The following is a 25,959-nucleotide window of genomic DNA, read 5'->3' as shown; positions in this document are numbered from 1 at the left end:
GGCGGGTGTCGCCGGAGGCGATCGTTCCGGGGTCGGGGGGCTGGGGGACCGCGCCCGGCGTGCTCGCCGCCTCCGCGCCGGGCACCACCGTCCCGGCCGCCGTCCCCGGCGCCACCGGGCCGGACGGCCTGCCGCTGGAGGACCCCGCGCCCGCCACGACGAGCACCCCGGTCCCCGAGCCGATGATCACCATCCCCGGCCTGCCGCCCATCCCGTGCGGCATCTTCTGCCCGCCCGCGCAGCCGCAGGGCCGCACGCTGCCGCAGCCCGGCCCGCAGCCGCCACAGGGCGAGAATCTGCCGCAGCCCGGCCCGCAGGCTCCACAGGGAGAGGCACTGCCGCAGGGCGCGCCCGCCCCCCAGCCGGACCGCCCGCTCGGCCCGGACGGGAAGCCGCTGGAATTCGGCCCGGACGGCCGGCCGGTCGCCCCGGCCCAGGACCCGGCGGCCCCGCCGCCCGGACTGGTGCTCCCCTTCGGGATCACCATCCCGCTGCCCGCGCCCCCGGCCCCTCCCGTTCCGTGATCGGCAGAAACGGCCGATCACAATCGAATCACGAATAAAATGCCAGGTCAGCCCAGTTAAACGCAATGCGCATCACGAAGGGGTAACAAAAACATCTCGGCTGCGGTAGCCTCTGATCGTCCGAGCGTCGAGCATGGAGGGTCAGCGCACCGTGGGGCGTCACCGTAAGCAGCATTCCGCGTCCTTCAAGCGCAGCTCGGTTCTCGCGCTGACCGGCCTGGTACCGGCCGGCCTCGCGGCCGTGACCGCGACGACGAACATCAGCCCGGCGGCCGTCGCGCAGCACCTGCCGAACCCGCGCGACCTGCTCAACAACGAGCAGGGTGACGTGCTGGAGCCGGAGACGACGTCCCCGGATGCCGCCGAGGTCGTCGGCGCCCAGCCGGTCGCCGCGGTGGCCACCGCCGAGCACGCCATGGCGAAGCCGTCCGCGCCCCCCGTGGTCAAGACCGTGGCGCTGGCGGGCGACCGGGCCATGGCCGATCTGCCCTCCGGCTCGCTCGGTATCCCCGGCATCGCGATCGCCGCGTACCAGAACGCCGAGGATCGGCTCGCCGTCGAGAACCCCGACTGCCACATGGGCTGGTCCACCCTGGCCGGGATCGGCCGGGTCGAGTCCACGCACGTCTACGGCGGCAAGGCCGACCGGGACGGCAACCCGCTCAAGCCGGTCTACGGCCCGGTGCTGGACGGCTCGCTCTACGGCAACAACATCATCCACGACAGCGACGGCGGCGCGCTGGACAACATCGGCGGCTACGACCGCGCCATCGGCCCCATGCAGTTCCTGCCGGAGACCTGGACCAAGTTCGCCGCCGACGGCAACGGCGACGGCATCGCCGACCCGCAGAACCTCTTCGACGCCACGCTCACCGCGGGCAAGTACCTCTGCCACGGCGGCCTCGACATGCGCGATCTCGCGCAGCAGACCAAGGCGATCCTGCGCTACAACAACTCGATGGCCTACGTCGCCAACGTCATGGCCTGGGCGAACTCGTACAGCAACAACGTCGCGCCGAAGCCCGCGGACCTGCCCCGCATCTGACGCCACTAGACTCGGTTCCCATGTCAGTGGTAACGGAAGCGGACGTGCGGGGCGCCCTCGCCAAGGTGGACGACCCGGAGATCCGCAAACCGATCACCGAACTGGGCATGGTGAAGAGCATCGGCGTCGCCGACTCCGGTGACGTGCACGTGGAGGTCTACCTGACCACCGCCGGGTGCCCGATGCGGACGGAGATCACCCAGCGGGTCAGCCGCGCGGTCTCCGACGTGCCCGGCGTCGGCGCGGTGACCGTCGAGCTCGACGTCATGAACGACGAGCAGCGCACCGAGCTGCGCAAGTCGCTGCGCGGCGACTCCGCCGAGCCGGTCATCCCGTTCGCCCAGCCCGGCTCGCTCACCCGCGTCTACGCCGTCGCCTCCGGCAAGGGCGGCGTCGGTAAGTCCAGCGTCACGGTGAACCTGGCCGCCGCCATGGCCGCGCGCGGGCTCTCCGTCGGCGTGCTCGACGCCGACATCTACGGCCACTCCATCCCGCGCATGCTCGGCACCGACGCCCGCCCCACCCAGGTCGAGCGGATGATCATGCCGCCGGTCGCGCACGACGTGAAGATGATCTCGATCGCGCAGTTCACCCAGGGCAACACCCCGGTGGTCTGGCGCGGCCCGATGCTGCACCGGGCGCTGCAGCAGTTCCTCGCCGACGTCTTCTGGGGCGATCTGGACGTGCTGCTGCTCGACCTGCCGCCCGGCACCGGCGACGTCGCCATCTCCATCGCCCAGCTCATCCCGGGCGCGGAGATCCTCGTGGTCACCACGCCGCAGCCGGCCGCCGCCGAGGTGGCCGAGCGGGCGGGCGCCATCGCGCTGCAGACGCGGCAGCGGATCGCGGGCGTGGTGGAGAACATGTCCTGGCTCGACCTGCCGGACGGCAGCCGGATGGAGCTCTACGGCTCCGGCGGCGGCCAGGCGGTGGCCGACCGGCTCACCCGCGCGGTCGGCGCGACGGTGCCGCTGCTCGGGCAGATCCCGATCGAGCAGGCGGTGCGCGAATCCGGCGACGACGGCACCCCGATCGTGCTGCGCGACCCGGACACCCCGGCGGCCAAGGCGCTGCTCGAGGTCGCCGACAAGCTGGCCGTTCGCCGGCGCGGGCTGGCCGGGATGTCGCTCGGCATCGACACCACCCGGCACCTGTAGCCCGGGCGCACCAATAAGCTCGGGGCATGCTCACGCTGCTGCTGTACGTGCTGATCGTCGGGTTGGTGGCCGCGGTGCTCTTCCTGCTGGCGGGCGCTGTCTTCGGCCGGGCCGAGGAGCTCGGGCCGCTGCCGGAGGGGACGACCGCGACCGTGCTGCCCGCCGCGGACATCGCGGGCGCCGACGTGCGCTCGCTCCGCTTCCAGCAGGCGGTCCGCGGGTACAAGGCCGTCGAGGTGGACTGGGCGCTGGCCCGGCTCGCCGAGCGGATCGACGAACTCCAGCACGAGCTCGCGCTGGCGCACGCCGGGCAGGACGGGTCCTCCCGCCCCACCCCCGGACCCGCGCCGGCGGGCTGGACCGACGCCGGCGCTCGCCCGCAGCCACCGGTTCCGGCCGTCTCGCACCCCGGCACCGGGGAATTCCCCGCCCAGAATGCGGTTTTCCGCACGGGAGAATTCACCGCGCCCCGCTCGGGCGACATTCCGGCCGCGGTCGCCGACCAACAACCCCGCCCGCGCCGGATCTCCCGCCCCGGCGATTCGGCGAATCCGTGAGCGCCCCGGTCGACGACGGCCGCATCCGCTGCCCCTGGCCGCTCGGCTCCCAGCTCTACCTCGATTACCACGACACCGAATGGGGCCGCACCCTGCACGGGGACGACGCGCTCTACGAGCGGATGTCGCTGGAGGCATTCCAGTCCGGGCTCTCCTGGATCACGATCCTGCGCAAGCGCCCCGCCTTCCGCGCCGCCTTCGCCGATTTCGCGATCGAGCGGGTGGCCGGGTTCGGCCCGGCCGACGTCGAACGGCTGCTCACCGACGCGGGCATCGTGCGCAACCGGGCGAAGATCGAGGCCACCATCGCCAACGCCAGGGTCGCCGCCGAGCTGGACGGCGGGCTGGACGCGCTGCTCTGGTCGTTCGCCCCGCCGGCGCGGCCGCGGCCGCGCACCGGCGCCGAGATTCCCGCCGTGACCCCGGAATCCACCGCCATGGCGCGCGCGCTGAAAAAGCGCGGATTCCGCTTCGTCGGGCCGACGACGGCATATGCCCTGATGCAGGCGGTGGGAATGGTGGACGACCATGTCGCCGACTGCTGGGTGCGGTTCGAGGACTCGTTTTCGAACTCACCTGTCCGAGAAGAAGCGGGATAGGGAAGAATAGAAGCCGGTGTATCTCGCCGATTGTCGGCGGGGTGCGCCGGTTGGTGACAACTGGAGTTCCGAGAAGTGCGCGAAATAGCGCGCAGATCTGGAGGGAGCAGAGGATGGCGGCCATGAAGCCCCGTACCGGGGACGGTCCCCTCGAGGCAACCAAGGAAGGGCGTGGGATCGTCATGCGGGTTCCACTCGAGGGTGGCGGACGGCTGGTCGTCGAGCTCACACCGGATGAAGCGGCTGCACTGGGTGACGAACTGAAGAGTGTCACCAGCTAGCAGCGCGGTACTCGCCGAGCTCGCCGAGGCGCTCGCGTGTCCGAATTGCGGACTCGCGCTCGCCGCCGTCGGCCGCGCGCTGCGGTGCGCCGGCGGACATGGTTTCGACCTCGCGCGCCAGGGATATGTCAGCCTGCTCACCGGTGCCGCCAGCCGGTTCACCGGCGATACGGCCGACATGCTCCAGGCCCGTTCCGATTTCCACGCGCGGGGTCATTTCGCTCCGGTCGCCGCGGCGGTCGCCACCGCCGCGGCGCCCCCGGAGGGAAACGGGGTGCTGCTCGAAATAGGGGCGGGCAACGGTTACTTTCTCGGCGCGGCGCTCGATGCCGCGCCCGGCGCCCGCGGGATCGCGCTCGACATCGCCAAACCCGCCGCGCGCCGCGCCGCCCGCGCCCACCCGCGCGCCGCGGCGGTCCTCGCCGACGTGTGGCGCGGGCTCCCGCTGCGCCCCGCCGCCGTCGACACCGTGCTCACGGTCTTCGCCCCGCGCAACCCGGCCGAGGTGGCGCGGGTGCTCGCCCCCGAGGGGCGGTTCGTCGTCGCAACGCCCACCGAACGGCACCTCGCCGAGCTGATCGGGCCGCTCGGGCTGGTCCGGGTCGACCCGGACAAGGAGCGCAAGCTGGCGGCCGCGCTGGAAGCCGATTTCTTCCCGCTCGGCGCCGAGCTCGTCGAGTACCCCATGGCGCTCACCCGCGCGGACGCCGCGCTCCTGGTGTACATGGGCCCCTCGGCCTTTCACGCAGGTGCCGAGACCGCGGCGCAGCTCGCGGCGCTCCCCGACGAGCTCGGGGTCACCGCGTCCGTCCGCGTCGGCACCTACATCCCGCGCACCACACCGTGACCTGCGCGCAGCGCGCCGCCGTCACGCCCGGCCCTCCACGTGACCGCGGGTAGCGCACCAGCCACACGGCACCGCAGCCACCCGCTCGGCACCGCACAGGCCCGCGCGGCACCGCGCCGGGCCGACGCGCACCCGCGTCAGCGCACCGAGCGGTACACGGCTTCCGTCTGCTCGGCGATGCGCGCCCAGTCGAACTCGGCGATGGCCCGCTCGCGCCCGGCCGCGCCGTACCGCGCCGCCAGCTCGGGATCGGCGGCGAGCCGGTTCACCGCATCGGCCAGCCCGCGCTCGTACTCCGCGGCGGCCGCCGGGTCGTAGTGCACCAGATTCCCGGTCACGCCCTCGACCACCACCTCGGGAATCCCGCCCACATCCGAGGCGACGACGGCGGTCCCCGCCGCCATCGCCTCCAGGTTCACGATGCCGAGCGGCTCGTACACCGACGGGCAGACGAAGACCGCCGCGGCGGCGAGGATCTGCCTGATCTGCTCGGTGGGCAGCATCTCGCGCACCCAGAAGATCCCGTCGCGCCGCTCGCGCAGCTCGGCCACGGCCGCGACGACCTCGGCCTCCAGCTCGGGCGTGTCCGGCGCGCCCGCGCAGAGCACCAGCTGGATCTCCGGGTCGAACTCGCGCGCGGCGGCGAGCAGGTGCCCGACCCCCTTCTGCCGGGTGATCCGCCCGACGAAGGCCACGATCGGCCGATCCCGCCGGACCCCGAGCTCGTCCAGCACCCGCCGCACCCCGTCGGCGGCCGCGCCCGGATGCCAGAGCGTCGCGTCGATGCCGTTGCGCACCACGTGCACCCGCCCGGCGTCCAGCGCCGGGTAGGCGTCGAGCACGTCGTGCCGCATGCCGTCGCTGACCGCGATCACCGCGTCCGCCAGCTCCACCGCGTTCCGCTCGGACCACGAGGAGAGCCGGTACCCGCCGCCGAGCTGCTCGGCCTTCCACGGCCGCCGCGGCTCCAGCGAGTGCGCGGTGAGCACGTGCGGGATGCCGTAGAGCGTGCCGGCGAGGTGCCCCGCCAGCCCGGTGTACCAGGTGTGCGAGTGCACCACGTCGAACTCGCCGACGGCGCCGGCCATCCGGACCTGCGTGGAGATCATCCGCAGCGCGGCATTGGCCCCGTCCAGCTCCGCATCGGGATCGTGCACAACGGCATCCGGGCGCGGAACGCCCATGCAGTGCACCGTCACCTCGCACAACCGGCGCAGCCGCGCGGTCAGCTCGGTGACGTGCACCCCGGCCCCGCCGTACACCTCGGGTGGGTACTCCCGAGTCATCATCGCGACCCGCAGCCGCGGGTCCGAATGCTCCTGCCCGTCGGAGCGCGCTGCCGAGCGTTCGCCGTCCGTGCCGAAACTCACCGGTCCCAAACTAGACGCTCCCGCCTGCCCGGGCCACTCGCCCGGCGGTGGCACGGTAGTTTGGGTTTCGTGAGGAGCCAGCCGCACGTACTCGGGATCGTGCTCGCCGGTGGCGAGGGCAAGCGACTATTTCCCCTCACCGCGGATCGTGCCAAACCGGCCGTTCCGTTCGGAGGGGCCTACCGACTCATCGACTTCGTGCTGAGCAACCTGGTCAACGCCGGGTTCCTCCGGCTCTGTGTGCTGACGCAGTACAAGTCGCACTCGCTGGACCGGCACATCTCGCAGACGTGGCGGCTCTCCGGCTTCGCCGGCGAGTACATCACCCCGGTGCCCGCCCAGCAGCGGCTCGGGCCGCGCTGGTACACCGGCAGCGCGGACGCGATCATGCAGTCGCTGAATCTCATCTACGACGAGGACCCGGAGTACATCGTGGTCTTCGGCGCCGATCACGTGTACCGGATGGATCCGGAGCAGATGGTCAGGCACCACATCGACTCCGGCGCGGGCGTCACCGTCGCCGGGATCCGGGTGCCGCGCAGCGAGGCCGGCGCCTTCGGCTGCATCGACTCGGACGAGACCGGCCGGATCACCCAGTTCCTGGAGAAGCCGGCGCACCCGCCGGGCACCCCGGACGACCCCAACGTGACCTTCGCCTCGATGGGCAACTACGTCTTCACCACCAAGGTGCTGGTCGACACGATCAAGGCGGACGCGGAGAACTCCGACTCCGACCACGACATGGGCGGCGACATCATCCCCACCCTGGTCGCCGCGGGCGAGGCGAGCGTCTACGACTTCGCCGACAACGAGGTGCCCGGCGCCACCGCCCGCGACCACGGCTACTGGCGCGACGTGGGCACCATCGACGCCTTCTACGACGCGCACATGGACCTGGTCTCGGTGCACCCGGTCTTCAACCTCTACAACCGGCACTGGCCGATCCGCGGCGCGGCGGAGAACCTGCCGCCCGCCAAGTTCGCCCAGGGCGGGCTGGCGCAGGAGTCGATCGTCGGCGCGGGCAGCATCCTCTCCGCGGCCACCGTGCGCACCTCGGTGCTCAGCTCCAACGTCATGATCGACGACGGCGCGACGGTCGAGGGCAGTGTGCTCATGCCCGGCGTGCGGATCGGCCGCGGCGCGGTGGTGCGCCGGGCCATCCTGGACAAGAACGTCGTCGTCGGCGAGGGCGAGATCATCGGCGTCGACCTGGAGCGCGACCGCGAGCGCTTCGCGGTGAGCAACGGCGGCGTCGTCACCGTCGGCAAGGGCGTCTGGGTCTAGCGGCAGGCGAACGGGTAGCAGTTGCCCGGCTGGCTCGGGATGGTCGTGTTGTTGTGCGGGCGATCGCTGGAGTCGCCGCCGCCGAGCATGATGGCGAGCACGATCGCGATCACCACCACCACCAGCACGCCGATGAAGGCGCGGATCAGCCAGCGCTGCAGGCCGTCTCCGCCGCTGTTGGTGGCGGCCGCCTCGGTGGTCTCCACCGCGATGTACGTACTGCCGCCGCGTCCCCAGATCATGCCGCACCTCGATCTCGTTGCCGGGCCGTCCCTTTGAACAGCTTACGGCCCGAATACCCCCGCGCGGGAGCGGAAATCCCCGGTTCAGCCCCGGCTGGCGCAGAGCAGGCCGTCGCCGACCGGGATGAGCACGCTGGTCAGCCGGGGATCCTCGGCGACCGCGCGCAGCGCCGCGCGCACCGCGTGCGTGGTGGCGTCGCGCTGCGCCGGGTCCGGCACCCGGCCACCGAGCAGCGCGTTGTGCAGCAGGATGGCGCCGCCGTCGCGGAGAAGCCGCACGCCCTCCGCCACGTACTGCGGGTGCTCGATGGGCGCGGCATCGACGAAGACCAGGTCGTAGGCGCCGTCGGCGAGCCGGGGCAGCACGTCCAGCGCGCGGCCGTTGATCAGCCTGGTGCGCGCGGTGGGGATCTCCGCGGCGCGGAACGCCTCCTTGGCGGCGCGCTGGTACTCGTACTCCGGGTCGATGGTGGTCAGCGTGCCGTCCTCCCGCATGCCGTCCAGCAACCACAGCCCGCTGATGCCCGCCCCGGTGCCGACCTCGACCACCGCGCGCGCGGCGAGCAGCTGGGCGTACATGCTCAGCAGCGCGCCCACCGACGGCGGCACCGGTGGCACGCCGAGCTCGAGTGCCCGCTCGCGGGCGCCGACGAGGATCTCGTCCTCCACGACCGAGTCCTCGACGTAGGCGAGGGTGCGCTCCAGGTTCGATGCCACGACCATGAGGCTAATGCGGACCACGCGGTACCGGGTCGCTCCACGCGCCCGCGCGATTTTCTCAGCTCACCCTCAGCCTCTATATATCCAGGGCATATGGCGGCGGGAGAGAGTGTGAATCACGCGGAAACCGCTCGACGGTAAACGCGGGTGTCGGGAACAACGATGTACCCACTGTCGGTTGTCTCCATCGACGACCCCGCGGAGTTTACGGTCCCTAGTAGGAGGTAGCCCCATCCACATGGTCGATGCGGCGAGAGAATACGCCACCCTGCCGGAACATCCCGAGCCGGGCGACTTCGATGCCACCGAAGCGGTTGCCGAGGATTCGCCGGAAAACCTGACCGGAACCGCCGCCTTCGACGCGACCGGCGACCGCTCCGCCATGCCGTCCTGGGAGGAGCTCGTCCGCGAACACGCCGACCGGGTCTACCGGCTGGCCTACCGCCTCTCCGGCGACGCCCAGGACGCCGATGACCTCACCCAGGAGACCTTCATCCGGGTCTTCCGCTCGCTGCAGAACTACCAGCCCGGCACCTTCGAGGGCTGGCTGCACCGCATCACCACCAATCTCTTCCTCGACATGGTCCGCAGGCGGAACCGGATCCGGATGGAAGCGCTGCCGGAGGACTACGACCGGGTGCCCGCCAACGGCCCCACCCCGGAGGACGTCTACCACGACGCCAGGCTCGACCCGGACCTGCAGTCCGCGCTGGACTCGCTGGCCCCGGAATTCCGCGCCGCGGTCGTGCTGTGTGACATCGAGGGGCTCTCCTACGAGGAGATCGGCGCCACGCTCGGTGTCAAGCTGGGTACCGTGCGCAGCCGGATCCACCGCGGCCGGCAGGCCATCCGGGATCACCTTGCGCATAATGGAGCACAGCAGCGGTTCGCCGCTGACTCGACGATCGGGTGACCCGGCAGGGTCGGCGTCACCCACCTGCCGTGGATGCTGTCGATAGTCGGAAGGGTGAGCACCGAATGAGTGGCGACTCCAGCGGGTCCGGCCGTGCTCCCCGGTTCCACGCCACCGAGCATCTGGCCAGCGAAGCCGTCGCGGCCTATGTCGACGGCGAGCTGCGGATGAACGCCTACCTGCGCGCGGCCCAGCACCTCGCGGCCTGCCCGGAGTGCGCCGCCGAGGTGGACGCCCAGCAGCAGGCTCGGATCGCGCTGCGCCGCTCCGGCGCGGTGTCGGCTCCGCACGGGCTGCACGACAGCCTGAGCCGCATCCCGTTCGCCGAGCCGCAGCCCGGCGCCGCGCACCGGGAGAACCGCCGCGACGAGGCGGTCTTCGGCTTCCTGTCGGAATCGTTCACCGCGACCCGGTGGACAACCTGGTGGCGCAAGTAGAGTTCACCGGGTGACCACCGAATCGACGAATTCCGGAGCGGCCGACACCTCGGATTCGGCGGCGAACCGGGGGAATCTGCGGCCGCCGGACGCCCCGGTGCTCGGCCCGCGCCCGGTGTACCGGCCCCACATCGACACGCACACCGCCTCCACCTTCCGCAGGCCGTCCGGGCTGAGCGGCTCGTTCGCCGCGCACGACCAGGCGCGCGCCGCCGGAGCCGGCCCGGACCCGGTCCCGCACCGCCCGCCGGACACCGTGCTGGCCGAGGCGTTCGGCAGGCCGGAGGGCTCCGCCGAGCTGCTGCAGCGCGACCCGGACGCCGCCGAGCGGGACGACCGGATCGCGGGCCCCGCCGACCCGTGGCGCGATCCCGCCGCCGGCGCCAGGCTCGGCGCCCCCGCGCTGCCGACCCCGAAGCCCGCCGCGCTGCCCCCCTCCGAGCGGTTGACCGCGCGCGAGGTGCTCTTCGGCTCGCGGGTCGCGCCGCGCGCGCTGGCCCTGCTCGCCGCCGTGGCGCTGGTGATCGGGCTCATCGGCGGGCTGGTCGGCAGGCTCACCGCGGAGACCGCATCCACCCTGACCTCGCGCAAGGTCACCCTGGAGCAGGTCGAGGGCGGCGAGGAGCCGCACGGCCAGATCGCCGCGGTGGCCGACGCGGTGCTGCCGTCGGTGGTCTCCATCCGGGTCACCGTCGGCGACAACGGCGCCACCGGCTCCGGCGTGGTGATCGACGGCGCCGGGTACGTGGTGACCAACAACCACGTGATCTCGATGGCCGCACAGGACACCAGCGGCCGCGCCGCCATCCAGGTCACCTTCAACGACGGCACCCGGGTGCCGGCCAGGATCGTCGGGCGCGACCCGAAGACCGACCTCGCCGTGATCAAGGTCGAGGCGAACAACCTGACCGTCGCCCAGCTCGGCCGCTCGGAGGAGGTGCGGGTCGGCGACGACGTGCTCGCCGTCGGCTCGCCGCTCGGGCTGAGCAAGACCGTCACCTCCGGCATCGTCAGCGCGCTGCACCGGCCGGTGAAGCTCTCCGGCGAGGGCAGCGACACCAATGCCGTGATCGACGCGGTGCAGACCGACGCCTCGATCAACCCGGGCAACTCCGGCGGCGCGCTGGTGGACATGCAGGGCCGGGTGGTCGGCATCAACTCCGCCATCCGCTCGGAGACCGGCGGCTCGGTCGGGCTCGGCTTCGCCATCCCGGTGGACGTGATGACCGAGGTCGCGCAGACGCTGATCCGGGACGGCGAGATGCACCACCCGATGATCGGGGTCAGCGCCAACACCAGGCAGGTCGCGAACGAGGTGATGAGCGGCGCCGCGGTGGCCGACGTGCAGCCGGACGGCCCGGCCGCCAAGGCGGGCATCGTGGAGGGCGACGTCATCGTGAAGGTCGGCGACCGCGAGGTCACCGGGCCGGACGAGCTGGTGGTCGCGGTGCAGGCGCGGAGAATCGGGGAGACGGTGAACGTCACGCTGATCCGGGACGGCAGGCAGGTGGATGTTCCGGTCACGCTGCAATCCGACTGACCGGTCGGCCGCCGTCGGAGGGTAGCCTGGAGCGGTGTTCAGCAATATCGGCTGGGGCGAGTTCGTCATCCTGATCGTCGCCGCCCTCGTGATCCTCGGTCCGGAGCGGCTGCCCGGCGCCGTGCGCTGGACAACGCGCAGCCTCAGGCAGGTGCGTGACTACGCCAGCGGCGCCACCTCCCAGCTCCGGGAAGAACTCGGGCCGGAATTCGACGATCTGCGCAAGCCGCTGGCCGACCTGAACGAGCTGCGCGGAATGTCGCCGCGGTCGATGGTCACCAAGCACCTGCTCAACGGCGACGAGTCGATCTTCCGCGATCTGGAGCGGGCCGTGCCGGACACGAACGACCTGTTCGGTACGGGTGGCGCCATGCCGGACTACCCGAAACCGACCGGTCCGAGCCTCACCAAGAACGACAAACCGTTGGGGCACAACGAGCGTCCGCCGATCGACACCGACGCCACCTGATCACCCCGCTGACCGGCCGGGAAGCGTCAAGCAGGCTAGACGCAGGATGCTGGTCGTCTGTCTAGACTTCGCACATGTCGGCCGATGACGTGGCACGGGTCTTTGCGATCGAGGACAAGGTCGATCGACTCAAGGCGGCTACCGAGGGAGTCGCGGCGGCCCAGCAGACCATCAACGAGCTCACCCGGATCCGCCGCGCGGTCATCCGCGAGTTGCACGACGAGGGCTGGACGTTCGCGAGAATCGGTGCCGCCGCGGGTCTTTCCCGGGCCAGAATCCACCAGGTGAGTACCCAGGGCCCGGCGCCCGAGGGGTTGTTCTTCGGACACGGGGCGCTCCGCGTGCTCGTCCCCGAGGTCAGGGCGGGCCGGGTGCTCGGCGCGCCGGACCCGGCGGCCGCGCAGCGGCTCGCGGAGCTCCTGCGCCAGCTGGGATTCGCCGTGGTGGTGGAGAACTTCCTGCCCGGGCGCCCGCTGGACCTGAACCGGGACGGGCTGATCGTGCTCGGTGGCCCCGAGCTCTCGCCGAGCCTGCGCCAGCTGGTGACCGCCGATCCGCGGTTGCGCCGCACCATCACCCGGGCGGGCGATGCCAGGCGCGGGATCGAGGATCGCGCGGCGCGGCGGGTCTACCGGCCGGGCGGCCCCGAGCCGCACGACATCGCCTACCTGGCCCGGCTACCCCGGCCGGACGGGCGCGGCACGATCCTGGTGATCGACGGGCTGCACCCGCCCGGCTCGCTCGGCGCGGTGCGGCTGCTCGCCACCCGGCTGGCCACGCTGCACGAGCGGGCAGACAGCCACCTGTTCTCCGTGCTCATCGCGGTGAAATACGAACGGGCGACCGGGGAGCCGGTCGATGCCGATCTGCTGACCCCGGTCTACCGGCACGATTCCGACCCGCGCCCCGCCCGGCTGCGGCGCTGATCCGGCCATACCGGGCCCCGCTCGATTGTGTTGGAGTTCACCGCCGCTTCCGGCCCGCCTTTCCTACGTACATGTTTGAATTGCTGCGCGATAACTGGCGGGCAGTAAGGTGAACTCCGTGGTGGCGACCTCCGACGACGGCGGGTTCCGCGTCCCGGCCGGGGCGAGCGAGACCGGCGCGCTGGTGACCCATCGGATGACCTACAGCGATCGGCTCCGCGTCTTCATCGGCCCTGGCGAGGCGGTGGCGCGGTACCTGCGCCCGCTGCGCGGGCTGGACGGCAGGCGGCGCTACGCGCTCAACCTGGCCCGGCTCCCGATCCCGCTGCCTGCCACCGGGATCACGCTCGCCGACAGCACCGCCTTCGGCGGCAACTTCGTGCAGTGCCTCGGCGCCGCCGACGCGCTCACCCTCGAGCTCTGCCGCACCGGCGGCGGCGGGCCGCCCCGGCACTACGTGCTCGGGTTGCCCGGTGCCAGGACCGGCGCGCCGAGCGTGCCCATCCCGTGCGGCGGCGCCGACCGGTACGTGCACGCGGACGAGGTGTTCACCGCCGCGCACGCCGCCGAGGTCTTCACCGAGTACTTCCACAGCGGCGACGTGCCCGCCGGATTCCAGCTGCGCGGGAACGGGCCGTGAGCGAATCCGCGTTCGTCCTCGCCGCTCTCGCGATCTCGGCGCTCGCCCTCGGCACCGCGCTGATCCTGCGCCTGCGCCGCCCGCGCGAGGTCGAGCAGGTCACCGTGGACGAACTCCGCGCCAGGCTCGCGGCCGAATCGCGGCCGCCCGCCGAAAGAACCTCGCGATCCGCCGATTCCGCCCCGAAGCCGCCCGATTCCGCCCCGGAGCCGCCGCGTGACCACACCGGGCACGCCGGCAGCCCCGAACCGGGGCCGGACGGCGAGCGAACCGAGCCCGGCCGTTCCGGCGACGCCGGATAGCGACCCACCCCGCAGGGGCGGAACCCCCACCCCCGCGCGGCGCGGAAGGGATCAGGCCGCGACCTCGGCGGGGCGCAGCGTGTTCATCGGGGGGCGGTCGGCGAGCGAGACGTGCGTGCTGTGCGCGGTGAACTCGTCCCCGATCAGCGGGAACTGGGTGAGCGCCGCCCCGGAGTCGGGGATTCCGCAGCGCCCGAGCACCGTCCCGAGGATCTGCCGCGACATCACCCCGAGGTCGGAGAGCGGCCGGTTGCGGTGCGTCCGCACCCCGAGGTTCACCTGCCCGATGGCATGCAGCCCGAGCCGATCGTAGGTATCGAGCAGCAGCCCGATCTCCACGCCGTAGCCGGGCGCGAACGGCACCGAGGCGAGCAGCTCCCTCGTCCCCGCGTACTCCCCGCCGAGCGGCTGCAGCACCGGCGCGAGCCCCGGCCGCAGCGCCGCGAGCAGCGGCCGCGCGACCAGCTCGGTGACCCGCCCGCCCCCGGTGGCGTCCACGGCCGCGCCCTGCCGCAGCGGCCGCCGGTAGTACGCCTTCACCAGGTGCAGATCCGGCACCGTGAGCAGCGGCCCGAGCAGCCGCGGCACGAAGGACGGATCCGGGTCGATGAGATCGGAGTCCACGAAGGCGACCAGATCGCCGCCGGTGGCGGCGAGCGAGCGCCACAGCACCTCGCCCTTGCCCGGCACCGGCTCCAGCTCCGGCACGGCCTGCTCGCGGCTCACCACCCGCGCACCGGCGGCGCGGGCGCGCGCGGCGGTGGCGTCGGTGGAGCCGGAGTCGAGCACCACCAGCTCGTCCACCAGCGTGCCGAGCAGCGGTCGGATACTGGCCACCACGTCGGCGACGGTCTCCTCCTCGTTGAGGGCGGGCAGCACCACGGAGACCGTGCGCCCGTCCTTGGCGTCGACCAGTTCGTCGACGGTCCAGTCGGGGGCGTCCCACGTGTGGGTGTTCGCCCAGCCGTGCTCGCGATAGCGGTTCGTCATACCAGTCCTCGCAATGTTCGCGCCGGCGGCCGGAGGCCCTGGATCGCCGCGGTCATGTCCACCACCCGCCGGGTAGCGGCGACCTCGTGGACCCGGAAGACCCGGGCGCCCTGTGCCGCCGACAACGCCGTCGCCGCCAATGTGCCCTCCAGCCGTTCGGATAGTCCGACACCAAGAGTCTCCCCGATGAAATCCTTATTACTCAGCGCCATCAGGACAGGCCATCCGGTCTTTACAAGAACGTCCACTCCGCGCAACAGAGCGAGCCCGTGATAGGTGTTCTTGCCGAAATCGTGGGTCGGATCGATGAGGATTCCGTCCCGCCGCACCCCCGCCGCGAGCGCCGCCTCGGCCGCCGCGGTGACCACCGCGGTCACCTCGGCCACCACGTCGGCGTAGCGCACCCGGAAGGGGCGGGTGCGCGGGATCGCGCCGCCGGTGTGGCTGCAGACGATGCCCATGCCGCGCTCGGCGGCGACCAGGACCAGCTCGGGGTCGGCGCCGGCCCAGGTGTCGTTCACCAGGTCGGCGCCCTCTTTCCCGGCCGCGAGCGCGACCTCGGCGCGCCAGGTGTCGACGCTGATCAGCATCTCGGGGTAGCGGGCCCGGATGGCGGCGACGAAGGGCACCACCCGGCGGCTCTCCTCCACGGCGTCCACCTCGGCACCGGGCCCGGCCTTGACGCCGCCGATGTCGACCAGGTCGGCGCCCTCGTCCACCGCGCGCGCGACGGCGTCCATCGCGGCGGCGTCGGTGAAGGTGGCACCCCGGTCGTAGAACGAGTCCGGGGTGCGGTTCACGATCGCCATGACCAGGGCCCGATCCGTCGCCACCGGCCTGCCGCAGAGGGTGGGCGGCGGGGCACTCCTCTCCGAGAGATGGCTGGCGCTGATCATGCTCCGACTGTACCGAGGGGGATGGCGACCGGTCGGTGGTGTCCGGATCAGCCGCGCGGGGCCCGCCCGGCCGCGACCTCGGCCGGGTAGTCGTCGCGGAACGGCACGTAGCCGGCCTCCCTGCCGTCCAGCACGTACAGCTCGCCGTCGGCGTCCGGGTCGAAGCCCTGGTTCCGCAGCTCCACCTTGCGGCTCTTGAAGGTCGAGGTCTGCTCCAGCTCGCCGACCACCCGGACGAAGAGCGGGCGGGCGTAGGCGGGCAGCCGGTCGTACACCAGCCGGGCCAGCGCGGCGCCGTCGAACTCGGCCTCCGGTCGCAGCACCACCGCCGCCATCCCGGCCCTGCCGTCCGCGCCGGGCACCTCGACCCCGTACACGACGGCCTGCGCGAGCACCGGCGCCGCGGCGAGCGCGCCCTCCACCTCGGTGGTCGCCACGTTCTCGCCCTTCCAGCGGAAGGTGTCGCCGACCCGGTCCACGAAGGCGATGTGGAACCAGCCCTGGTCGCGCACCAGGTCGCCGGTGTCGAACCAGACGTCGCCGCGGCGGAAGCCGTCGCGCACCAGCTTCGCCTCGCCCGCCTCCGGGTCGGTGTACCCGTCGAACGGGGTGAGCCGGGTGACCTTGGCCAGCAGCAGCCCGGCCTCGCCGGTGCGCACCCGGCGCAGCTTCCCGTCCCGGCCCCGGCGCGGCCCGCCCGCCTCCTCGTCGTACTCGACCACGGCGTAGGGCAGTGGCCCGAACCCGGCGGTGCGCGGCACCCCGAAGCCGTTGATGAAGGCGATATTGCCCTCGCTGGCACCGTAGAACTCGACGATCCGGCCAACGTCGAACCGGCGCTGGAAGTCGTCCCAGAGCTCCGGCCGCAGCCCGTTCCCGACGGCCAGCCGCACCCGGTGCCCCCGGTCCTCCGCCCGCTCCGGCTGATTCAGCAGGTAGCGGCAGAGCTCGCCGATGTAGACGAAGGCGGTGGCCCGCTCGCGGATCACCTCGTCCCAGAACCGGGAGACCGAAAAATTTCGGCCCAGTGCCAGCGTGGCCTCCCCCGCGAGCACCGAGGCGAGCGCGACCGTGAGCGCGTTGTTGTGGTAGAGCGGCAGGCAGCAGTAGAGCGTGTCCGAGCCGCGCAGCCGCACCCCGAACCCGCCGAGCCCGGACATCGCCCTGCTCCAGCGCAGGTGCGTCATGACGCTGGCCTTCGGCATGCCGGTGGTGCCGGAGGTGAAGATCAGGAAGGCGCGCTCGCTCGCCCGCACCCGCGCGCAGGCGGGCGGATCGTCGGTGGCCGCGGTGCGCGCCCGCTCGGCCAGCTCCTCGGCCGCGAGCAGGTTGCCGGGGCGCTCGTCCAGGGAGTCCAGCGCCTCGGCGCACTCCGCCCCGGCGACCAGCACCCGGCTCTCCAGCAACCCGATGCTGTGCGCGAGCACCTCGCCGCGCTGGTGGTGGTTGAGCAGCCCCGCGGTGGCGCCGAGCTTGACCGTCGCGAGCACCGCGAAGAGCGCCTCCGGCCGGTTCCGCAGCAGGATCCCGACGACGTCGCCGCGGCGCACCCCGGCGTCGGCGAACACCGCGGCGTACCGGTTCACCTCGGCGTTCGCCTCGCGGTAGGTGAACGCCGCGCCCTCGAAGCGCAGGAACACCCGGTCCGGAACGCGGTGCGCGACCTGCTGGAAGGCGAACCCCACCGAGCGGGCGTTCAGCAGCCCGAAGGCGTTGCGCAGCATGGTCGGTGCGTCCGGCACCATGCCGGGCAGCCGAGTCACGATGTCGAGCAGGCCGACCGTCGAAGGGGTGCTCACCGGCGATTCTCCTCTCAGACGGGCGCCGGCTCCAGCGCCGCGAAGGCGGACGGCAGGTCGGGCGCGACCACCACTCGGTCCAGCGCCGCCGCGGTGACGAAGCCCCGGTCGCGCAGGGTCGCGATCCAGTCCAGCAGGCCGCCGTAGAAGCCGTCGGCGTCCAGCAGGACCACCGGCTTGCCGTGCTCGCCGAGGTAGCCGCCGGTCCAGGTCTCGAAGAACTCCTCCAGCGTGCCGATGCCGCCGGGCAGCGTGAGGAAGGCGTCCGCGCGCTCCTCCATGACCTGCTTGCGCTGCCGCATGGTGTCGGTGACGACCAGCTCGTCGGAGTCGACGTCGGCGACCTCCTGGTGCACCAGGTGCTTCGGGATGACGCCGAGCGTGTGCGCGCCGCCCGCCCGCGCCGCGGTGGCGACCGCGCCCATCATCGAGACGTGCCCGCCGCCGGAGACCAGCCGCCAGCCGCGCCGGGCGATCTCGGTGCCGACGCGGGCCGCGAGCCGCACGTGCTCCGGGTCGGTGGTGCTGGCCGAGCAATACACGCAGACGGCGTACCCGCTCGCAGCGGTCACCATTCGTCCTCGGTGCCGAGCGCGTCGACGTTGCCGGTGCCGCCGGAGGTACGGATGATCTCCACCACCTCGGCGACGTCGTCGGTGACGTAGAGCAGGTCCAGGTCCTCCGGCGAGATCTTGCCCGACGCGGCCAGCGAATCCCGGATCCAGTCGACCAGCCCGCCCCAGAACCTGGTGCCGAAGAGCACGATCGGGAACCGGGTGACCTTGCGGGTCTGCACCAGGGTGAGCGCCTCGAAGAGCTCGTCCAGGGTGCCGAAACCGCCGGGGAGGCAGACGAATGCCTGCGAGTACTTGACGAACATGGTCTTGCGCACGAAGAAGTAGCGGAAGTTGATGCCGAGGTCGACCCACTCGTTCAACCCCTGCTCGAACGGCAGCTCGATGCCGAGCCCGATCGAGTAGCCGCCCGCCTCGCAGGCGCCGCGGTTCGCGGCCGCCATGGCGCCCGGGCCGCCGCCGGTGATCACCGCGTACCCCGCCTCGGCCAGCGCCGCGCCGATGGCGAGCCCGGCCTGGTACTCCGGATGTTCCGCGCCGGTGCGCGCCGAGCCGAAGACGGTGACCGCGCGCGGCACCTCGGCGAGCGCGCCGAACCCCTCGACGAACTCGGCCTGGATGCGCAGCACCCGCCACGGGTCGGTGTGCACCCAGTCCGAATCGCCGCGCTGGTCGAGCAGATTGCGGTCGGCGGTGCTGCCGTCCCGGCGCGCCCTGCGGAAGACGAGCGGCCCGCGGAACCTGGTGGAGGGCCTGCGCTGACCGGCAGCTTCGGCGTCGGTGGACATGCGCCCCACGCTACCGGCCGTGCCCGCGCCCGAGCGCGGGGACCGAGTTGTTCGCCCGGCTGTTGCCCCAGCGTCACGCGCCGTCGGTCAGGTACCCCCTGAGCACCTCGGTGACCTGGGTGATCTGCCGCACCGGCACCCGCTCGTCGCGCTTGTGCGCCAGGTTCGGATCGCCCGGCCCGAGGTTCACCGCCGGGATGCCGCGGGCCGCGAACCGGGCCACGTCGGTCCAGCCGTACTTGGCCCGCACCCCGCCGCCGCCCTGCTTGCCGACCGCCGCGATCAGGTCGGCCGCCGCCGGCGCTCTCAGCCCGGGCAACGCGCCCGCCGCCGAGTCGGTGACCTCGAGTTCCAGCTCCAGCCCGGAGAAGACCTCGGCGACGTGCTCGGCGGCCTGCTGCACCGAGCGATCGGGGGCGAAACGGAAGTTCACCTCGACCTCGGCGGCGTCCGGCACCACATTGCCCGCGACCCCGCCGCCCACCCGCACCGCGGAGAGCCCCTCGCGGTAGACGCAGCCGTCGATGTCGACCTCGCGGCCGCGGTAGCTCGACAGTCGCTCCAGCACCGGGGCGAGCCGGTGGATGGCGTTGTCCCCCAGCCACGACCGGGCCGAGTGCGCCCGCACGCCCGCGGTGGTCAGCTTGGCGCGCAGCGTGCCCTGGCAGCCGGCCTCGACCCAGCCCGCCGACGGCTCGCCGAGGATCGCGAGATCGGCCGCCAGCCACTCGGGGAGGTCCCGCTCGACGCTGTTGAGGCCGTTGTAGCGGGCCGCGATCTCCTCGCAGTCGTAGAAGATCAGGGTGAGATCACAGACCGGATCGGCCACGGTCGCGGCCAGGTGCAGGAAGACCGCGTCGCCGGATTTCATGTCAACGGTGCCGCAACCGGCCAGCACCCGGTGCCCGTCCTCCATGACGTAGTGGCTGGGCAGATTGTCCGCGATCGGCACGGTGTCCAGGTGCCCGGCCAGGATCACCCGGTCCCGCCTGCCGCGGTCGGTACGTGCGAGGACGACATTGCCGTGCCGCAGCACGGTGAAGCCCGAGGTCTGTTCGCGCAGCGCGGTTTCCACCACGTCGGTGATGGCCGCCTCGTCCCTGGAGACGCTCGGGATGTCGACGAGGGCGGCGGTCAGCTCGATCGGGTCGGCGCGCAAATCGATGCTCACGCCGTCAGCCTACGGCCAGTTCGCCGCGCGGATGCCATGCCATCATGGTCGCGGCCGGGGCGAGGAGAAGGGGTGTGATGACCGCGAGACCGACCAAGGCGGACGTGGCCAGGCAGGCCGGTGTCTCCACGGCGACCGTCAGCTACGTGTTGAACAACGTCCCCGGCCGCTCGATCTCGGAGCAGACCAGGGCCGCGGTCCGGCGCGCCGCCGACGAGCTCGGCTACCGCCCCAACCTCGCGGCCCGCAACCTGGCCCGCCGGCGCAGCGGCGTCGTGCTCTTCGTACTCCCGCAGGTGGCGCTGAACGCGCTGGCCATCGAGGTGAGCACCAGGATGACGACCGAGCTCGCGCGCCGCGGCGTCATGCAGGTGCTCCTCTTCGACACCGGCGACGAGGCCGCCATCGTGAACGCCATCACCGACCTGGACCCGGTCGCCGTCACCGGCGTCTACCCGCTCCAGGGCGCCGCGCTCGCCGCCGTCGAGGCGGCCCGGATCCCCAACTTCCACCTGGGCAGCAGCCGCCTCGCCGACCTCGGCAACCTGCACCTCACCGCGGGCGAGGTCCGGATCGCGCACCTGGTGGAGCGCGGGCACCGGCGGCTGGCCTACGCCTTCTCGCCAGACGAGTCGTTGCGCCCGATCGGCGAGTACTGGCTGGCCGGGCTGCGCGCCGCGATGGACGCCCGCGGGTTGCCCGAGCCGGAACTCGCCGAGGTACGGACGGCGAACGCGGCCCAGGTCGTCACCGAGTGGCGCGAACGCGGGGTCACCGCGGTGTGCGCGCAGAACGACGACACCGCCTTCGTCGTCCAGCACGGCATGCGCCAGGCCGGGCTGGAGTGCCCGCGCGACCTGGCGGTGATCGGCGTCGACGCCATCCCGCTCGGCGAGGTGGCAGCGCCGCCGCTGACCTCGGTCGCCTTCGCCGCCGACGCCATCGTCGACATCGCCACCGCGGCCTTCATGACCGCGCTCGGCTACCCCACCGAGGCGAAGGCCACCGGCGCCGACCTGATGGTGCTGCTGGTCCGCGAATCCACCTGATTTCCGCCGGTTACGCGCGTAACCTCTCCCGAGAATGTAATTCTTCTCGATCGCCGAGAGAGGTTCTCCATGACGCGCGACCTTCCGATTCCCGCCGACTGGGCGGAGATCACCCCGGAGTGGATGACGGCGGCGCTCGCCGCCGACTTCCCCGGCGCCCGGGTGACCGCGGTGCACGTGACGCTGCGCGACGACGGCACCAACCGCCGCGCCCGGCTCGGCCTGGAGTACGCGGGCACCCCCGGCCCGCGCTCGGTGTTCGTCAAGGCCGCCGACCCCGCCCACAAAGAGCTGATCAAGCTGACCAGCGGGATGTACCACGAGCCGCGGCTCTTCCAGAGCGGACTGCCGCTCCCGGTCGAGCACCCGGTCGTGCACATCGCGCTGATCGATGAGCAGCGCGAGGACTTCCTGCTGGTCATGGAGGATCTCGCCGAGCGCGGCGCCGACCCGCGCGACGCCACCCGCCCGCTCACCGTCGACCAGGCCGCAGACGGGGTGCGCGCGCTGGCCCGGCTGCACGGCACCTACTGGGGCGCCCGGCTGGAGCAGCACCCCGAACTCGCCTGGCTGGAGCCCTTCGTCCCGTGGGACGGCATGGAGATCGCGCCGCTGCCCGCCGCGCTCGACCGGCTCCCCGACGCCCCGCCCGCCGTGCGCGAGCTGACCATCGGCGCGCTGATCGACGACATCTGGAAGCCGTACATCGCGAGCCTCACCACCGGCCCGCAGACGCTGCTGCACGGCGACGCGCACATCGGCAACACCTACCTGATCGACGGCGCCCGGGTCGGCTTCCTGGACTGGCAGGTGGCCAGGCGCGGCTCCTGGTCGCTCGACCTCGGCTACTTCCTGCAGGGCGCGCTCACCATCGAGGACCGGCGCCGCGCCGAGAACGACCTGCTCGCCGAGTACCGGGCCGCGCTGCGACTCCCGGCCGCCGAGCTGCCGTCGGCGGCGGAGATCAGGGACGGCTACCGCGCCTCCGTCGCACACGGGCTGACGCTCTGGCTCTGCACCGCGAGCGCGGGCGAGTTGTGGCAGCGCCCCGACATCGCGCTGGCGCTGGCCGAGCGGTACGCCGCCGCCTACGCCGACCTGGACACCGCGGGCGCACTCGCCGCACACCGTTGATAACCGTCGGTTACGCGCGTAACGTCTCCCAGTAACACCGTTATCGCCTGGTAGGCGCCGAGCAGTGGAGGAGCCTGTCGTGACCGTCACCCTGCCGGAACGCGAACTACTCGAGATCGCGTCGCTCGACGCCCCGGACGAGGTGACCGCGCTGACCCGGCAGTGCCTGGCGGCGGCGCTGGCCACGGCCGACGGCGACGACACCACCGAGCACATCGCCGAGATCGAGCGCGCCGCGGCGGGCTGGGCACGGACCGGCGTCCCGATCGACGCCGTGCACCACGCCGTGCACTCCGGCTACCGGATCGGCCTCGACCTGGTGGCCGCGCGCCGCACCGAGGGCGAGGTGCGGCGCGACGACTACGACACCCTGGTGGCCGGGATGCGCGCCATGCTGACCGCGCTCGACCGGATGACCACCGCGATCAGCATGGCCTACGTCCGCGAGCTGCGCTCCGCCGCCGCCGACCACCACACCGCCGTGCACACCCTCACCTCCGCGCTGCTCGGCGGCTACTCCACCAGCACCATGACGCGCGAGTGCGGCATCGAGCCCGCCGAGCGGTACGCCGTCGTGGCGCTGCAGATCCCCACCCACCCCGACGCCGCCGACCCCGCGCTCGACGGCGACGTGGTGGTCCGGCGCACCCTGCGCCGCGCCCAGGCCGCGCTCGCCGCGCACGCGGGGCGCGACACCCTCGCCCTGCTCAGCGTGGACGGCGGCACCGTGCTGCTGCCCGCGCACGCCGTCACCGACGCCTCGCTGGAGGCGCTGATCGCCGAGCTGTCCGCGGCGGCCAGGGTGCCGATCACCGCCACCGTCGTACACGCCGACAAGCACGCCATCCCGGACGCCGCCGACCGCGCGCACCAGCTGCTCGACACCGTCACCCTGATCGGCGCCCGCGGCGGCCTGCACCGCTTCGAGCGCATGGCCCTGGAATTCCAGCTCACCAGGCCCGGCCCGGCCCGCGACTGCCTCGCCGCCATCCTGAACCCGCTGGACGAGCACCCCGAGCTGCTCGCCACGCTGCGTACGCACCTGGAGAACGACTTCAACCGCCAGCTGACCGCGCGACAGCTGCACATCCACGCCAACACCGTCGACCACCGGCTCAAGCGGATCGCCCAGTTCACCGGGCTCGACCCCACCTGCGGCGCCGACATCTGGAAGCTGCGCTCGGCCCTGGTCGCGCGCTCCGCGGACGTGGCGGCACCACGCGCCCGACGCGATCGGTACGCTCTCTCGACGTGAGCACTCAGGGAGCAGCAGCAGTCGGCATCGCCACCGTGACCACGTCCGGGACCGTTCTGGACACCTGGTACCCGGCCCCGGAGCTCGGCAGCTTCGACAGCACCGGCACCGAGCGGCTGGACGCGCCGCCCGCCGAGTACTCGACCCTGGTCGGCCCCGACGACGCGCGCGACGTCGAGGTGGTCGCCGTGCGCACCACCATCGCCGACATCTCCGCCCCCCCGGTCGACGCGCACGACGTCTACCTGCGGCTGCACCTGCTCTCGCACCGGCTCGTCCAGCCGCACGGGCTCAACCTGGACGGCCAGTTCGGGCTGCTCGCCAATGTCGTGTGGACCAACCACGGCCCCGCCGCCGTCGACGGCTTCGAGAGCGTGCGGCTGCGGCTGCGCGGCCGGGGGCCGGTGACCGTGTACAGCATCGACAAGTTCCCGCGGATGGTCGACTACGTGGTGCCCACCGGGGTGCGGATCGGTGACGCCGACCGGGTCCGGCTCGGGGCGCATCTGGCCGCCGGGACGACCGTCATGCACGAGGGGTTCGTGAACTTCAATGCCGGGACGCTCGGCACCTCGATGGTCGAGGGGCGGATCTCGGCCGGCGTCGTGGTCGGGGACGGGTCGGACGTCGGCGGCGGTGCCTCCACCATGGGCACGCTCTCCGGCGGCGGCACCACCGTGATCTCGGTCGGCGCGCGCTCGCTGCTCGGCGCCAACTCCGGGCTCGGCATTCCGCTCGGCGACGACTGCGTGCTCGAGGCGGGGCTCTACCTCACCGCGGGCACCAAGGTCTCGACGCCGGACGGGACGATCGTCAAGGCGGCGCAGCTGAGCGGGCAGCCGAACCTGCTGTTCCGGCGGAACTCGCAGTCCGGCGCCGTCGAGGTGGTTTCGCGCACCGGCACCGGAATCGAGCTGAACTCCGCGCTGCACGCGCACAACTAGCTCAACTGCTTCTTCTGCACCTTCCCCATGGCGTTGCGCGGCAGCGCCTCGACGAAGCGGATCTCGCGCGGCCGCTTGTGGTTCGACAGCTCCGTCGCCACATGCGCCACCAGCTCCGCTTCGTCGGGCGCCGCGCCCCGCGGCACCACGAAGGCGACGATGCGCTGGCCCAGATCGTCGTCCGGCAGGCCGACGACCGCGACCTCGGCCACCTCCGGGTGCCCGAGCAGCGCCGTCTCCACCTCGCCCGCACCGACCCGGTACCCACCGGACTTGATCAGATCCACCGACTCCCGCCCGACGATCCGATGGAACCCGTCGGCATCGATCACCGCCACATCCCCGGTCGCGAACCACCCGTCCGCGAGCCAGCTCTCGGCGGTGGCGTCCGGTCGGTTCAGATACCCGTCGCCGAGCATCGGCCCCCGCACCTGCAGGCTGCCGATGCTCTCCCCGTCACGCGGCACCTCGGCACCGTTCTCATCCAGCAGCCTGGTCTCGACCCCGCGCACCGGAAGCCCCACCCAGCCCGGCCTGCGCTCGCCATCTGCCCTGGTCGAGAGCGTGATCATGGTTTCGCTCATCCCGTACCGCTCCACCGGCGCGTGCCCGGTGAGTTCGTGCAGCTTCCGGAACACCGGCACCGGCAGCGGCGCGCTCCCGGAGACCAGCAACCGAGCCTCGGCCAGCTTTCGCGCCGCCTCCTCGTCCTCCGCGATCCGCGACCACACCGTCGGCACCCCGAAGTAGAGCGTGCCTCCGGCCGCCGCATACGCCTCCGGCGTCGGCTTCCCGGTGTGGATCACCCGGCTCCCGACCCGCAGCGGCCCGAGCAGCCCGAGGATCAGCCCGTGCACGTGGAACAGCGGAAGCCCGTGCACCAGCGTGTCTTTCCTCGTCCAATCCCACGCCTCGGCCAGCGCATCCAGCCCGGCCGCGATCGCCCCCCGGCTGAGCAGCACCCCCTTCGGCGCCCCCGTGGTACCCGACGTGTAGAGCACGAACGCGATCCCCGCCGGATCCGGCTCCGCGTACCGATGCCACGACCGCGCGTGCTTCCGCACCGGAATCCGCGGCAGCTCACTCCCCTCGGGCGCGTCACCGAGCCACGCCTGCGCCCCGGAGTCGTTCAGAATGTGCCGCAACTCCGCGGCACCCGAATCCGGCGGCACCGGCACCACACTCACCCCCGCCAGCAACGCCCCCGTCACCGCGAGCACGGTGGTGACGGTCGGCCGCGCCAGCACCGCGACCCGCTCCGCCCCCGCCACCCGCTCGGCCACCGACGTGGCGGCCCCGAGCAGATCGGAGCGGGAGAGCGTCTCCCCGGCAATGGTCAGGGCATCCGGAAGGTCGTCGCCGGCGGCGACGGCGGCCGGGTTCAGCGATCGCAGCAGCACCCCGCTCACGCTACTGATCACAGACCGGTCACCGGTCACCGGCGTCATTGACACGACTCCCGAAACAGTGAAACCGTGGGTGTGTATCCGTCTCACCGTCGAGAT

General features: G+C 72.4%; 28 protein-coding genes and 1 pseudogene. 19 read left to right on the top strand and 10 right to left on the bottom strand.

The features are described from left to right. The 7 genes and pseudogenes from ACFO0B_RS01765 to ACFO0B_RS01735 all read left to right on the top strand — a co-directional run. A pseudogene (locus ACFO0B_RS01765) lies at window positions 1-524 on the top strand (lytic transglycosylase); the annotation flags it as partial. 151 nt (window positions 525-675) lie between these two features. Continuing rightward, window positions 676-1,569, top strand: a complete 894-nt coding sequence (locus ACFO0B_RS01760; RefSeq protein WP_378610470.1) for a lytic transglycosylase domain-containing protein — start codon at window positions 676-678, stop codon at window positions 1,567-1,569. A 20-nt stretch (window positions 1,570-1,589) separates the two neighbouring features. Beyond that, window positions 1,590-2,726 (top strand): Mrp/NBP35 family ATP-binding protein, encoded by a 1,137-nt coding sequence (locus ACFO0B_RS01755; RefSeq protein WP_378610469.1) that lies wholly within the window; start codon window positions 1,590-1,592, stop codon window positions 2,724-2,726. 26 nt (window positions 2,727-2,752) lie between these two features. Next, entirely contained in the window at window positions 2,753-3,283 is a 531-nt protein-coding gene (locus ACFO0B_RS01750) for a DivIVA domain-containing protein (protein ID WP_378610468.1), read from the top strand. After that, entirely contained in the window at window positions 3,280-3,882 is a 603-nt protein-coding gene (locus ACFO0B_RS01745; RefSeq protein WP_378610467.1) for a DNA-3-methyladenine glycosylase I, read from the top strand. The genes ACFO0B_RS01750 and ACFO0B_RS01745 overlap by 4 nt, the downstream gene beginning before the upstream one ends. A 113-nt stretch (window positions 3,883-3,995) precedes the next feature. After that, window positions 3,996-4,163 (top strand): DUF3117 domain-containing protein, encoded by a 168-nt coding sequence (locus tag ACFO0B_RS01740; protein ID WP_011211259.1) that lies wholly within the window; start codon window positions 3,996-3,998, stop codon window positions 4,161-4,163. Then, on the top strand, window positions 4,150-5,010 hold the full coding sequence (locus ACFO0B_RS01735; RefSeq protein ID WP_378610466.1) for a putative RNA methyltransferase: 861 nt from the start codon (window positions 4,150-4,152) through the stop codon (window positions 5,008-5,010). The genes ACFO0B_RS01740 and ACFO0B_RS01735 overlap by 14 nt, the downstream gene beginning before the upstream one ends. A 137-nt stretch (window positions 5,011-5,147) precedes the next feature. Here the strand turns inward: ACFO0B_RS01735 and glgA are convergent, their stop codons facing one another. Next, window positions 5,148-6,311: a glycogen synthase gene (glgA, locus tag ACFO0B_RS01730; RefSeq protein WP_378610486.1), complete on the bottom strand. Its 1,164-nt coding sequence runs from the start codon at window positions 6,309-6,311 to the stop codon at window positions 5,148-5,150. A 138-nt stretch (window positions 6,312-6,449) separates the two neighbouring features. Between glgA and glgC the strand changes: the two genes are divergently transcribed. Next, window positions 6,450-7,664 carry a glucose-1-phosphate adenylyltransferase gene (gene glgC / locus ACFO0B_RS01725; RefSeq protein WP_378610465.1) on the top strand — a complete coding sequence of 405 codons (1,215 nt, stop codon included), beginning with the start codon at window positions 6,450-6,452 and terminating at the stop codon, window positions 7,662-7,664. Here glgC and ACFO0B_RS01720 read toward each other — a convergent pair. Next, complete coding sequence (locus ACFO0B_RS01720; RefSeq protein ID WP_378610464.1) at window positions 7,661-7,906, bottom strand: hypothetical protein; 246 nt, start codon at window positions 7,904-7,906, stop codon at window positions 7,661-7,663. The two genes, glgC and ACFO0B_RS01720, sit on opposite strands and share 4 nt — an antisense overlap. An 84-nt stretch (window positions 7,907-7,990) precedes the next feature. Beyond that, a complete protein-coding gene (locus ACFO0B_RS01715; protein WP_378610463.1) occupies window positions 7,991-8,629 on the bottom strand; it encodes an O-methyltransferase in 639 nt (212 codons plus the stop codon). 235 nt (window positions 8,630-8,864) lie between these two features. Between ACFO0B_RS01715 and sigE the strand changes: the two genes are divergently transcribed. From sigE to ACFO0B_RS01680, 7 genes are all read left to right on the top strand, one after another. Further along, window positions 8,865-9,539, top strand: a complete 675-nt coding sequence (gene sigE / locus ACFO0B_RS01710) for an RNA polymerase sigma factor SigE (protein ID WP_378610462.1) — start codon at window positions 8,865-8,867, stop codon at window positions 9,537-9,539. Window positions 9,540-9,604: 65 nt separating this feature from the next. After that, window positions 9,605-9,976 carry a zf-HC2 domain-containing protein gene (locus tag ACFO0B_RS01705; protein WP_378610461.1) on the top strand — a complete coding sequence of 124 codons (372 nt, stop codon included), beginning with the start codon at window positions 9,605-9,607 and terminating at the stop codon, window positions 9,974-9,976. Between the two features lie 10 nt (window positions 9,977-9,986). Then, a complete protein-coding gene (locus ACFO0B_RS01700) occupies window positions 9,987-11,516 on the top strand; it encodes a S1C family serine protease (protein ID WP_378610460.1) in 1,530 nt (509 codons plus the stop codon). Window positions 11,517-11,550: 34 nt separating this feature from the next. After that, complete coding sequence (tatB, locus tag ACFO0B_RS01695; RefSeq protein WP_378610459.1) at window positions 11,551-11,985, top strand: Sec-independent protein translocase protein TatB; 435 nt, start codon at window positions 11,551-11,553, stop codon at window positions 11,983-11,985. Window positions 11,986-12,059: 74 nt separating this feature from the next. After that, the gene (locus ACFO0B_RS01690; RefSeq protein WP_378610458.1) at window positions 12,060-12,911 is read left to right on the top strand and encodes a hypothetical protein; all 852 of its coding nucleotides are present in this window, start codon (window positions 12,060-12,062) and stop codon (window positions 12,909-12,911) included. A gap of 118 nt (window positions 12,912-13,029) precedes the next feature. Further along, window positions 13,030-13,551 carry a hypothetical protein gene (locus ACFO0B_RS01685; protein ID WP_378610457.1) on the top strand — a complete coding sequence of 174 codons (522 nt, stop codon included), beginning with the start codon at window positions 13,030-13,032 and terminating at the stop codon, window positions 13,549-13,551. Further along, entirely contained in the window at window positions 13,548-13,853 is a 306-nt protein-coding gene (locus ACFO0B_RS01680) for a hypothetical protein (protein WP_378610456.1), read from the top strand. Before ACFO0B_RS01685 ends, ACFO0B_RS01680 begins: the two co-directional genes overlap by 4 nt. A 51-nt stretch (window positions 13,854-13,904) precedes the next feature. On the opposite strand, the gene ACFO0B_RS01675 is transcribed toward ACFO0B_RS01680, so the two are convergent. From ACFO0B_RS01675 to dapE, 6 genes are all read right to left on the bottom strand, one after another. Next, a complete protein-coding gene (locus ACFO0B_RS01675) occupies window positions 13,905-14,843 on the bottom strand; it encodes a glucosyl-3-phosphoglycerate synthase (RefSeq protein ID WP_378610455.1) in 939 nt (312 codons plus the stop codon). Continuing rightward, complete coding sequence (gene folP / locus ACFO0B_RS01670; protein WP_378610454.1) at window positions 14,840-15,739, bottom strand: dihydropteroate synthase; 900 nt, start codon at window positions 15,737-15,739, stop codon at window positions 14,840-14,842. Before folP ends, ACFO0B_RS01675 begins: the two co-directional genes overlap by 4 nt. A gap of 47 nt (window positions 15,740-15,786) precedes the next feature. Then, window positions 15,787-17,538, bottom strand: coding sequence for a long-chain-acyl-CoA synthetase (locus tag ACFO0B_RS01665; RefSeq protein ID WP_378610453.1), 1,752 nt, complete (start codon window positions 17,536-17,538; stop codon window positions 15,787-15,789). A 14-nt stretch (window positions 17,539-17,552) separates the two neighbouring features. Further along, window positions 17,553-18,110: an LOG family protein gene (locus tag ACFO0B_RS01660; protein WP_378610452.1), complete on the bottom strand. Its 558-nt coding sequence runs from the start codon at window positions 18,108-18,110 to the stop codon at window positions 17,553-17,555. Next, window positions 18,107-18,901: an LOG family protein gene (locus ACFO0B_RS01655; protein ID WP_378610451.1), complete on the bottom strand. Its 795-nt coding sequence runs from the start codon at window positions 18,899-18,901 to the stop codon at window positions 18,107-18,109. Before ACFO0B_RS01655 ends, ACFO0B_RS01660 begins: the two co-directional genes overlap by 4 nt. A gap of 73 nt (window positions 18,902-18,974) precedes the next feature. Next, entirely contained in the window at window positions 18,975-20,072 is a 1,098-nt protein-coding gene (gene dapE / locus ACFO0B_RS01650) for a succinyl-diaminopimelate desuccinylase (RefSeq protein ID WP_378610450.1), read from the bottom strand. A 77-nt stretch (window positions 20,073-20,149) separates the two neighbouring features. Here dapE and ACFO0B_RS01645 point away from each other — a divergent pair, with 77 nt between their 5' ends. From ACFO0B_RS01645 to dapD, 4 genes are all read left to right on the top strand, one after another. Next, window positions 20,150-21,121: a LacI family DNA-binding transcriptional regulator gene (locus ACFO0B_RS01645; RefSeq protein WP_378610449.1), complete on the top strand. Its 972-nt coding sequence runs from the start codon at window positions 20,150-20,152 to the stop codon at window positions 21,119-21,121. A 69-nt stretch (window positions 21,122-21,190) separates the two neighbouring features. Continuing rightward, window positions 21,191-22,255, top strand: coding sequence for a phosphotransferase (locus tag ACFO0B_RS01640; protein WP_378610448.1), 1,065 nt, complete (start codon window positions 21,191-21,193; stop codon window positions 22,253-22,255). Window positions 22,256-22,334: 79 nt separating this feature from the next. Then, complete coding sequence (locus ACFO0B_RS01635; RefSeq protein ID WP_378610447.1) at window positions 22,335-23,510, top strand: PucR family transcriptional regulator; 1,176 nt, start codon at window positions 22,335-22,337, stop codon at window positions 23,508-23,510. Further along, complete coding sequence (dapD, locus tag ACFO0B_RS01630; protein WP_378610446.1) at window positions 23,507-24,454, top strand: 2,3,4,5-tetrahydropyridine-2,6-dicarboxylate N-succinyltransferase; 948 nt, start codon at window positions 23,507-23,509, stop codon at window positions 24,452-24,454. Before ACFO0B_RS01635 ends, dapD begins: the two co-directional genes overlap by 4 nt. Here the strand turns inward: dapD and ACFO0B_RS01625 are convergent. Further along, window positions 24,451-25,902 carry an acyl-CoA synthetase gene (locus ACFO0B_RS01625; protein ID WP_378610445.1) on the bottom strand — a complete coding sequence of 484 codons (1,452 nt, stop codon included), beginning with the start codon at window positions 25,900-25,902 and terminating at the stop codon, window positions 24,451-24,453. The two genes, dapD and ACFO0B_RS01625, sit on opposite strands and share 4 nt — an antisense overlap. Window positions 25,903-25,959 lie beyond the last annotated feature (57 nt).

It is taken from the genome of Nocardia jiangsuensis (assembly GCF_042650385.1).
Taxonomy (GTDB): domain Bacteria; phylum Actinomycetota; class Actinomycetes; order Mycobacteriales; family Mycobacteriaceae; genus Nocardia; species Nocardia jiangsuensis.
Note: the sequence above shows the minus strand (reverse complement) of the source record. Positions and strands in the feature narration are given on the sequence as shown.

What these genes read in the sequence shown, in the direction of transcription:
- ACFO0B_RS01705 (WP_378610461.1), top strand. Translation starts at nt 9,605, where the DNA reads ATGAGTGGCGACTCCAGCGGGTCCGGCCGTGCTCCCCGGTTCCACGCC.
- ACFO0B_RS01755 (WP_378610469.1), top strand. Translation starts at nt 1,590, where the DNA reads ATGTCAGTGGTAACGGAAGCGGACGTGCGGGGCGCCCTCGCCAAGGTG.
- ACFO0B_RS01640 (WP_378610448.1), top strand. Translation starts at nt 21,191, where the DNA reads ATGACGCGCGACCTTCCGATTCCCGCCGACTGGGCGGAGATCACCCCG.
- ACFO0B_RS01675 (WP_378610455.1), bottom strand. Translation starts at nt 14,843, where the DNA reads ATGACGAACCGCTATCGCGAGCACGGCTGGGCGAACACCCACACGTGG.
- ACFO0B_RS01750 (WP_378610468.1), top strand. Translation starts at nt 2,753, where the DNA reads ATGCTCACGCTGCTGCTGTACGTGCTGATCGTCGGGTTGGTGGCCGCG.
- ACFO0B_RS01645 (WP_378610449.1), top strand. Translation starts at nt 20,150, where the DNA reads ATGACCGCGAGACCGACCAAGGCGGACGTGGCCAGGCAGGCCGGTGTC.
- ACFO0B_RS01690 (WP_378610458.1), top strand. Translation starts at nt 12,060, where the DNA reads ATGTCGGCCGATGACGTGGCACGGGTCTTTGCGATCGAGGACAAGGTC.
- ACFO0B_RS01655 (WP_378610451.1), bottom strand. Translation starts at nt 18,901, where the DNA reads ATGTCCACCGACGCCGAAGCTGCCGGTCAGCGCAGGCCCTCCACCAGG.
- folP (WP_378610454.1), bottom strand. Translation starts at nt 15,739, where the DNA reads ATGATCAGCGCCAGCCATCTCTCGGAGAGGAGTGCCCCGCCGCCCACC.
- ACFO0B_RS01740 (WP_011211259.1), top strand. Translation starts at nt 3,996, where the DNA reads ATGGCGGCCATGAAGCCCCGTACCGGGGACGGTCCCCTCGAGGCAACC.
- sigE (WP_378610462.1), top strand. Translation starts at nt 8,865, where the DNA reads ATGGTCGATGCGGCGAGAGAATACGCCACCCTGCCGGAACATCCCGAG.
- ACFO0B_RS01715 (WP_378610463.1), bottom strand. Translation starts at nt 8,629, where the DNA reads ATGGTCGTGGCATCGAACCTGGAGCGCACCCTCGCCTACGTCGAGGAC.
- ACFO0B_RS01720 (WP_378610464.1), bottom strand. Translation starts at nt 7,906, where the DNA reads ATGATCTGGGGACGCGGCGGCAGTACGTACATCGCGGTGGAGACCACC.
- ACFO0B_RS01625 (WP_378610445.1), bottom strand. Translation starts at nt 25,902, where the DNA reads ATGACGCCGGTGACCGGTGACCGGTCTGTGATCAGTAGCGTGAGCGGG.